This is a genomic window from Parvibaculum sp. (genome assembly GCF_049671045.1).
Taxonomy (GTDB): domain Bacteria; phylum Pseudomonadota; class Alphaproteobacteria; order Parvibaculales; family Parvibaculaceae; genus Parvibaculum.
On the sequence record NZ_JBATUH010000020.1, the window covers coordinates 1 to 8,430 of the forward strand.

The following is an 8,430-nucleotide window of genomic DNA, read 5'->3' on the forward strand; positions in this document are numbered from 1 at the left end:
CGGCCCCTCGCTCCAGACGAAAGGATTTGGACCCGTGCCTCCCTATCGTTCACGTACATCGACCCATGGCCGCAACATGGCGGGCGCGCGCGGCCTCTGGCGCGCCACAGGCATGACGGACAGCGATTTCGGCAAGCCGATCATCGCCATCGCCAATTCCTTCACCCAGTTCGTGCCCGGCCATGTGCATCTGAAGGATCTCGGCCAGATGGTCGCCCGCGAGATCGAGAAGGCCGGCGGCGTCGCCAAGGAGTTCAACACCATCGCCGTCGACGATGGCATCGCCATGGGCCATGACGGCATGCTCTACAGCCTGCCCTCGCGCGACCTCATCGCCGACAGCGTCGAGTATATGGTGAATTCGCATTGCGCCGACGCGCTCATCTGCATTTCCAATTGCGACAAGATCACGCCCGGCATGCTCATGGCCGCGATGCGTCTCAACATCCCGACCGTCTTCGTCTCCGGCGGGCCGATGGAAGCGGGCAAGGTGACCTGGCAGGGCGAGGAACGCGCAGTCGATCTCATCGACGCGATGGTCGCTGCCGCCGACGACAATGTGAGCGAGGAGGAAAGCCTCGTCATCGAACGCTCCGCTTGCCCCACCTGCGGCTCCTGCTCGGGCATGTTCACCGCCAATTCGATGAACTGCCTGACCGAGGCGCTCGGCCTCTCGCTGCCGGGCAACGGTTCGACGCTCGCGACACATGCCGACCGCAAGGGGCTTTTCCTCGAGGCGGGCCGGGTCATCGTCGAGATCACGCGGCGTCACTACGAGATGAACGACGAGAGCGTCCTGCCGCGCAACATTGCGAATTTCGAAGCCTTCGAGAACGCCATGTCCCTCGACATCGCCATGGGCGGTTCGACCAACACGGTTCTGCATCTCCTCGCGGCGGCGCATGAGGGCGGCGTGCCCTTCACCATGCGCGACATCGACCGCCTGTCGCGCAAGGTGCCGAACCTCTGCAAGGTCGCGCCGGCGCGCTCCGACGTGCATATGGAGGATGTTCACCGCGCGGGCGGCATCTTCGCCATTCTCGGCGAGCTCGATCGCGCCGGCCTCGTTCACCGCAATGTTTCGACGGTTCACAGCCCCACGCTCGGAGAGGCGATCGACCATTGGGACGTGCGCCGCACGCAGAACCCGCGCGCCGTCGAATTCTTCCGCGCGGCGCCGGGCGGCGTGCGCACAACCGAAGCGTTCTCGCAGGCGCGGCGCTTCGATGCGCTCGATCTCGACCGCGAGAACGGCGTCATCCGCGATGTCGCCCATGCCTATAGCAAGGATGGCGGGCTCGCCGTTCTCTACGGCAACCTCGCCGAGGAAGGCTGCATCGTGAAGACGGCGGGCGTCGATGAATCGATCCTCGTCTTCTCCGGCTCGGCGCGCGTCTATGAGAGCCAGGACGCGGCCGTCTCCGGCATCCTCACCGGCGAAGTGAAGGCGGGCGAAGTCGTCGTCATCCGCTATGAGGGACCGCGCGGCGGGCCGGGCATGCAGGAAATGCTCTACCCCACGAGCTATCTGAAATCGAAGGGCCTCGGCAAGGACTGTGCGCTCATCACCGACGGGCGCTTCTCGGGCGGCACCTCCGGCCTTTCCATCGGCCATGTCTCGCCGGAAGCGGAAGAAGGCGGAACGATCGGCCTCGTCGAGACCGGCGACCGGATCGAGATCGACATTCCGAACCGCAAGATCCACCTGGCGGTGGAAGATGCGGTGCTCGCCGCGCGCCGCGAGGCGCAGGACGCGGCCGGATGGCAGCCGAAGCAACAGCGCAAGCGCCGCGTCTCGGCGGCTCTTCAGGCCTATGCCGCCATGACGACGAGCGCCGCGCGCGGCGCGGTGCGCGACGTCTCGAAGATCATCGGCCGCCGCGATAGCTGAAGCGCCCCCTCGGGGATCGCAAACGACAAAAGCCGCATCGAAGGATGCGGCTTTTGCATTTTCGGACCGGCGCCGCCGGCCATCGGCTCAGTCGGCGATCTGCCAAGAACCATCGGGCTGGCGGCAGGCGGTGCCATAGGCGTCCTGCGGATAGCCGTCGATATAAATCGAGGTCTGATACTCGCGGCAATAGAGCCCCTGCGGGTTCTGGTAGGTACGCATCGGCGTCACCTGATACTGCGCGCCATTATCCTCCCAATAGACGGGCTGATTGTTCGGCACATATTCCAGCACCTGACCGTAGCAGGCCTGATCGCTCATATCGATCGCCTGGCCGAGCGCGCCGCCAAGTATGGCGCCGACAATGGCGCCGCCAATGGTCGCGCCCGCGCCGCCCTGATGCGCACCGATCAAGGCGCCGGCCGTGCCGCCCAGAATTGCTCCCACCACGTCGCGGTTGCAGGCGACCGGCCCGTAATAGGTCGAGCCATAAGTGTCATAGGCGTCGTAGGGAATGATGTAGGTCGGCGAGTAGATCGAGATATAGGTGACCGATCCATAGTCGAACCACGGCCGGGAATGGCGGTCATTGTTCCAGTAATAGCGCGGGCGCTCGACATAGTGGCGGCGGCGCCAGTCGTTCCAGTCCGGTCCGCGGTAATATTGACGCCGCTGGAACCCGGGGCCCCAGTCGCGCACGCGCTCCCAGTTGCGCTCGCGCAGATCGCCCCAGCGCCGTTCCTGCTCCTGCCGCGCGCGAACGCGCTGCTGGTTGCGGTCCTGCTCGTAGTAACGGCGCTGCTGGACCTGCCAATCCGTACGCTGACGTTTTTCCTCACCGCGCTGGCGCTCGAACTGGCGGCGTTGCTCGCCCTGCTGACGCTGCTGCATCTCCTGCCGCTGGCGGGATTGCTCCTCCCGCTGGCGCTGCTGCTCCTCGAACTGGCGCTGCCGCTGTCCCTGATACTGGCGCTGCTCCCTCTGCTCGCGCTGCTGCATCTCCTGCTGCTGGCGCGACTGTTCCTGCCGCTGGCGCTGCTGCTCCTCGAACTGGCGCTGACGCTGTCCCTGATACTGGCGCTGTTCCCTCTGCTCGCGCTGCTGCATCTCCTGCTGCTGGCGCGACTGTTCCTGCCGCTGGCGCTGCTGCTCCTCGAGCTGGCGCTGACGCTGCCCTTGATACTGGCGCTGGTCCCTCTGTTCGCGCTGCTGCTCCTCGAACTGGCGCTGACGCTGTCCCTGATACTGGCGCTGTTCCCTCTGCTCGCGCTGCTGCATCTCCTGCTGCTGGCGCGACTGTTCCTGCCGCTGCCGCTGCTGTTCCTCGAACTGGCGCTGACGCTGCCCCTGATACTGGCGCTGCTCCATCTGCTGACGCTGCTGTTGCTGGCGCTGCTCGTCATACTGGCGGCGCTGCTCCATCTGCTGACGCTGCTGTTGCTGGCGCTGTCCGTCATACTGGCGGCGCTGCTCCATCTGCTGGCGCTGCTGTTGCTGACGCTGCTCGTCATGCTGGCGGCGCTGCTCCATCTGCTGACGCTGCTGTTGCTGGCGCTGCTCGTCATTCTGACGGCGCTGCTCCATCTGCTGGCGCTGCTGTTGCTGCTGCTGGCGCTGACGTCGCTCCTCTTCCTGCTGCTGCTGGGACTGGTTGCCCCCCTCCTCGGCCTGTTGCCAGCCGCGCTGCCCGCCGCGCCAATCGGCGGCAGAGGCCGGCGACAGGCCCAGGCTGAGCGCGCTGATGGCAACCGCCGTCGCAAAAACGAGCTTTATCGAACTTCTTTCATGCACCATCTGGTGCCTCCCTTGGCCGCGCGCCGGATTTTGGCAGCGTCAGACGCCACATTGATCCCCGCTGGCTGAACCGGAGATGAACCGCGAAAGCCCCTTGGGTAAAATGGCGATGGCAGGTAAGTGAGGCGCGAGCGTGGCGCCTTGTGCTAGCCTCGGCGGCGCTATCGTCCTCAAGCCCAGGTACGCCCCCTTCCATGAGTGAGCAGATCTTTCTTCAAGCCATCATCCTTGGCATCGTCGAGGGGGTGACCGAGTTCCTTCCTGTCTCGTCCACAGGCCACCTCATCGTGGCGGGCGAGTTTCTCGGCTTTTCCGGTCCGCTTGCCACCGTCTTCGATGTGGTGATCCAGCTCGGCGCCATCCTCGCCATCTGCGTGCTCTATGCGCGCAAGCTTTTCGGCGTCGCCTTCGGGCTTGTCGACGATCCCGCCGCCCGGAATTTCGCCATCGCCATCCTGATCGCCTTTCTGCCCGCGGCGGCGCTCGGCTTCCTGCTGCATGATTTCATCAAGCAGGTGCTTTTCAGCCCGCTCGTCGTCTGCGCCTCGCTCATCCTTGGCGGCTTCGCCATTCTGGCGATCGAGCGCTGGCGCCCCGAACCCCGCATCGGCGCGATCGAAAGCCTCACGCCCCTGACGTCGTTCCAGATCGGCCTTTTCCAGTGCCTGGCAATGATCCCCGGCGTTTCGCGCTCCGGCGCCACGATCCTCGGCGCGCTCACCCTCGGCGTCGACCGGAAGACGGCGGCGGAGTTTTCCTTCTTCCTCGCCATCCCGACCATGTTCGGCGCGACGGCCCTCGATCTCTGGAAGAACCGCCACATCCTCAATCCGGACGACAGCGCGGTGATCGCGCTCGGCTTCGTCGCCGCCTTCATATCCGCCATCGTGGTCGTGCGCTGGCTCGTCAATTTCGTCAGCCGGCACAGCTTCGCGGTTTTCGGCTGGTACAGAATCCTGTTCGGCGCCGCGCTGGCCGTCCATTTCACCTGGCTTGCCTGAAGCGGATCTACCCGAAAAATCAGCACCTTGGCCGAAAGTAAATCGCACTTAACCGTCCATTAGACCTTTCTGTCTTATTCATGGACGGAGGCTCGGCACCGCCTCGCACACGGCCAGGTACACATGGCGGAACGGATCAATCAGGCCTCGGGCCATCGGGACCGGGAAGAGCGCGCGAGTGAACTCCTCGACGCGAAGCTCGACGTCACCGATCTGACGGGCTACCGCACCGCCGATTTCGAGATGAACCCGCTCACGCTGCGTTTCCGCAACGCCGAGATCGAGAACATCTACAGCGCCCGGAATTTCGACCGCCAGATTGGCCTGACCCGCTTCTCGATCGCGATGGGCGCGGCGATTTTCGCCGTCTATGCGGCGCTCGATCCCTATATCGTTCCCGACATTCTCTACCAGGCGTGGTTCATCCGCTTCGGCATCGCCTGCCCAATGCTGCTCGGCCTGACCGCGCTCTCCTATGCGCCATGGTTCACCTACAAGCATCAGGGCATCCTGTCGCTTTCCATGGCCATTCCGGGTCTTGCCGTCGTGGCGATGATCGCGCTCGCGGCACCACCGGGCAGCTACCTCTATTATGGCGGCCTCATCATCATCATTGGCTACAGCAACTGCCTGTGGCGGCTGAGCTATGTCTATTCGAGCGTCGTGTCGCTCCTCACCCTCGCCTGCTACGAGGTGGTGGTGCTGGCGGTAAATCCGGTGCCGTCCGACATTCTGATCAACAACAACGCCTTCCTCGCCTTCGCGATCGGCGTCAGCATCTTCATCAACTACATTCAGGAATATCAGCTCCGCCGGAGCTTCGTGGACAATGAGCAGCTCAGGCTCGAGCGCATGCGCTCCGACCGGCTGCTCAGCCGCTCGGAAGCGGCGAACCGCTCCAAGAACGATTTCCTCGCGATCATGAGCCACGAGCTCAGGACGCCGCTCAACGCGATCATCGGCTTCTCGGAGATCATCGCCAATCAGATGTTCGGCCCCGTCGGCCAGTCGAAATACGCCGATTACGCGAGCGACATCCGCTCCAGCGGCGCGCATCTGCTCAGCATCATCAACGACATCCTCGACATCTCGAAGGCGGAAGCCGGCAAGCTGCAGCTCGAGGAAGAGCCGATCGACCCGATCGAATCGCTCAACCGCGCCATGCGGATGTTCCGCCAGCGCGCCTCCGAACTCGGCGTCGATCTCTCCTTCCGCGTGCGCGACGACATACCCTGGATCATCGCCGATCCGCGCCTCTTCAATCAGGTCGCCATCAACCTCACCTCCAACGCGCTGAAATTCACGCCGGAGGGCGGGCATGTCTGGATCGATATCGGCATCGATGGCGCGGGCGACCTCGCGCTGACGGTGAAGGACACCGGCATCGGCATCAAGGACGCGGACAAGGAACGGATCTTCGAGCCCTTCGTGCAGGTGGAGAACGCGATGTCCCGCTCCTATCAGGGCACCGGCCTCGGCCTGCCGCTCGTGCGCAAGATCATGACGCTCCATGGCGGCTCGATCGAGCTCGAAAGCGTCGTCGATCAGGGCACGATGGTCACCGCGACCTTCCCCAAAAGCCGCTTCGTCGCCCGCAACCCGGAAGACGAACTGCGCTGGAGCGCGCTCTGACCCCTCAGGCGGGCTTGTCCACGACCATCAGATAGACGCATTTGGTCGCGTCTTCCTCGATCGTGATATTCGCGACGTCGAGCCCTTCCACCATCGCCCGCATGTCATCTTCGGTGCGGTAGATGAGGCTCCAGTCGGTCACGAATTCGAGCGGCCACTGACAGGTTTCCCGGCCCTGCTTCACATTGGCGATGATCAGCTTGCCGCCCGGCGTGACCTGATCGTAGAGATCATGCGCGAGCGCGCGGGCGCGGCGGTGCGAGAGATAGTCGAAAAGGCCGAGGCTGTAGAGAATGTCCTGCGGCGGAAGCGTCTTGAAAAGCGCACCCGCCTTGAGAAGCTGCGCGAAGGAAGCCTGAAGGCACTGGATCTTCGCCCGGCCCGCATGGCGCACCACTTCGCGGTGGCTGTGCTCATAGGCATGGCTCAGGGCGCGCTCGTCCTGATCGATCAGCGTGAAATTGACCGGACGCGGCAGGTTCTCGACCTTCAGATAGTCGTAAACCTCATAGGCCGAGCCGCAGCCGAGATTGGCGATGTGCATCGGCTTGTCGCCTGGGGCCTTCGCGACTTCCGCCGCGAGAATCTTCTGCGTCATGCGCAGGCGCGTGCCGACGCAGGCGCCCGTCTCGATGCCGATGCGGTGGAGCAGCTTTTCATAGGGCGTGTTGCCGACGCGCTGCCACTCATAGACATAGTTCATGATCTGGAAGTCGCCGGGATAGCCGAGCGGCTTTTCGTAGCAGCGGCGCATGACGGCGCCAGGCATGAAATCCGGCGTCAGCACGCGCTCGGCATAGCGCTTGTGGCGCGCAAGCGATTCCGGGTCGCTCCAGACCGGCTCCAGAATGTCGCTGCCGCGATACCAGAGTTCCTTCCACTGGGGGACCATGCGGTCCTCGCAGGCGATCAGCGCCTCCAGCAGCTTTTCCTCGCGCTCGCGGCCCGTGGCGGTCAGCCGCGCCTCATAGCTCTCGAGAAGCTGCTTGTAGGAGCGGAAGAGATTGACGATCTCGGTGCATAGCTGCGTGAATTCGGGAAGGATGCCGCTCGACGTTCCGAAGGCGGGGTCGGCCAGCGTGCGCGACAGGAGAAGATTGTCATGCTCCGTCACGATGGCGGGAAGATCGAGAAAGCCGGAGGTGAATTCCAGCGCCACCGTGGTGCGGCTGCCGCTCGGTTCGACGCGGCGGATGCGTCCCGCGCCGCGATAGAGGCGGTCGTCGCCGACGCGCAGCTCGAAGGGAATTTCCGCACCGAGACGGTCGTCCCAGCCGTCATGACCGTGGCTCTGCGCCGCGATGCCGGTCATGCTGATATTCTTCAGCGCCGCCCGCTCATTGTCGAAATAGACCGCGGGGACCGCCTCCTTGAAGAGGTCCTCCGGCCTGAAGCGTTCGGCGCGATAGAACATGCGCCGGCCCTCGGCGCCCGTCAGTTGTTCATAAGTCCGCATTTCTGGCCCCAACCACCACTCAATACATGAAATTAAGGGATCATAAAGACTAACGAAATGCAAATTTTACCAAAGGTTAAGGTTACTTTTCATGTTCGGCCAAACCGTTACAGATGAACCACGGAAAATGAACGGGAAATATTAGTCGGCGCTGCCCGTCACCGGCGCAGCGACCGGCGCCCGCTTGCGGTCCATGAGGCGCAGCAGCGGCGGCAGCATGAGCCAGTCGATGAAGAGATTGGCGAGAATGACGATGGAGGTCTGGGCGCCGAGCGAGCGGTTGACCTCGAAGCCGGAGACGGTGAGGACCCCGAAGCCGACGGCGAGCGAGACGGTGATGACGAGCATGGCGGTGCCCACCGTCACGAAGACTTCGTCGATCGCCTCCTTTGGGCTCAACCCCCGCTTCAGCGCGGCCTGATACATGACAAGGAAATAGATCGTATCGTCCACCACGAGGCCGATCGTCATGGCCGTGATGACGGCGGCCGCAAGGCCGAGCTGCCCGAAAAGCAGCCCCCATATGCCGAAACCCAGAATGCTGGGCAGCACGTTCATCAATATGCTGAGAAGGCCGTAGGTGACGCTTCGCAGCGCCAGCGCGATGACGATGCCGATGCCGAACATCGTCATGATGGTGCCGGCGATCATCGAAC

At 63.7% G+C, this 8,430-nt stretch carries 7 protein-coding genes; 4 read left to right on the forward strand and 3 right to left on the reverse strand.

Annotated features, from left to right (window positions below):
- Positions 1 to 34: 34 nt before the first annotated feature.
- Positions 35 to 1,891 carry a dihydroxy-acid dehydratase gene (gene ilvD, locus WBG82_RS02575; protein WP_424421012.1) on the forward strand — a complete coding sequence of 619 codons (1,857 nt, stop codon included), beginning with the start codon at positions 35 to 37 and terminating at the stop codon, positions 1,889 to 1,891.
- A gap of 87 nt (positions 1,892 to 1,978) precedes the next feature.
- Here the strand turns inward: ilvD and WBG82_RS02580 are convergent, their stop codons facing one another.
- Entirely contained in the window at positions 1,979 to 2,782 is an 804-nt protein-coding gene (locus WBG82_RS02580; protein WP_424420998.1) for a hypothetical protein, read from the reverse strand.
- On the opposite strand from WBG82_RS02580, the gene WBG82_RS02585 reads away from it, so the two are divergent.
- The 3 genes from WBG82_RS02585 (at position 2,756) to WBG82_RS02595 (ending at position 6,318) form a co-directional block, all read left to right on the forward strand.
- Positions 2,756 to 3,754, forward strand: a complete 999-nt coding sequence (locus WBG82_RS02585) for a hypothetical protein (RefSeq protein WP_424421001.1) — start codon at positions 2,756 to 2,758, stop codon at positions 3,752 to 3,754. The genes WBG82_RS02580 and WBG82_RS02585 overlap by 27 nt on opposite strands.
- A gap of 125 nt (positions 3,755 to 3,879) precedes the next feature.
- Positions 3,880 to 4,686: an undecaprenyl-diphosphate phosphatase gene (locus tag WBG82_RS02590; RefSeq protein WP_424421003.1), complete on the forward strand. Its 807-nt coding sequence runs from the start codon at positions 3,880 to 3,882 to the stop codon at positions 4,684 to 4,686.
- Positions 4,687 to 4,809: 123 nt separating this feature from the next.
- Positions 4,810 to 6,318: a sensor histidine kinase gene (locus WBG82_RS02595; protein ID WP_424421006.1), complete on the forward strand. Its 1,509-nt coding sequence runs from the start codon at positions 4,810 to 4,812 to the stop codon at positions 6,316 to 6,318.
- A 4-nt stretch (positions 6,319 to 6,322) separates the two neighbouring features.
- Here WBG82_RS02595 and WBG82_RS02600 read toward each other — a convergent pair whose 3' ends face one another.
- Positions 6,323 to 7,774: a hypothetical protein gene (locus WBG82_RS02600; protein ID WP_424421008.1), complete on the reverse strand. Its 1,452-nt coding sequence runs from the start codon at positions 7,772 to 7,774 to the stop codon at positions 6,323 to 6,325.
- Between the two features lie 141 nt (positions 7,775 to 7,915).
- Positions 7,916 to 8,430: hypothetical protein (locus tag WBG82_RS02605; protein ID WP_424421010.1), on the reverse strand; the 515-nt coding region annotated here is incomplete at its 5' end.

Bases quoted from the DNA above. Each gene is read 5' to 3' on its own strand.
- WBG82_RS02590 (WP_424421003.1), top strand. From the start codon at position 3,880: ATGAGTGAGCAGATCTTTCTTCAAGCCATCATCCTTGGCATCGTCGAG.
- WBG82_RS02580 (WP_424420998.1), bottom strand. From the start codon at position 2,782: ATGCAGCAGCGTCAGCAGGGCGAGCAACGCCGCCAGTTCGAGCGCCAG.
- WBG82_RS02595 (WP_424421006.1), top strand. From the start codon at position 4,810: ATGGCGGAACGGATCAATCAGGCCTCGGGCCATCGGGACCGGGAAGAG.
- WBG82_RS02600 (WP_424421008.1), bottom strand. From the start codon at position 7,774: ATGCGGACTTATGAACAACTGACGGGCGCCGAGGGCCGGCGCATGTTC.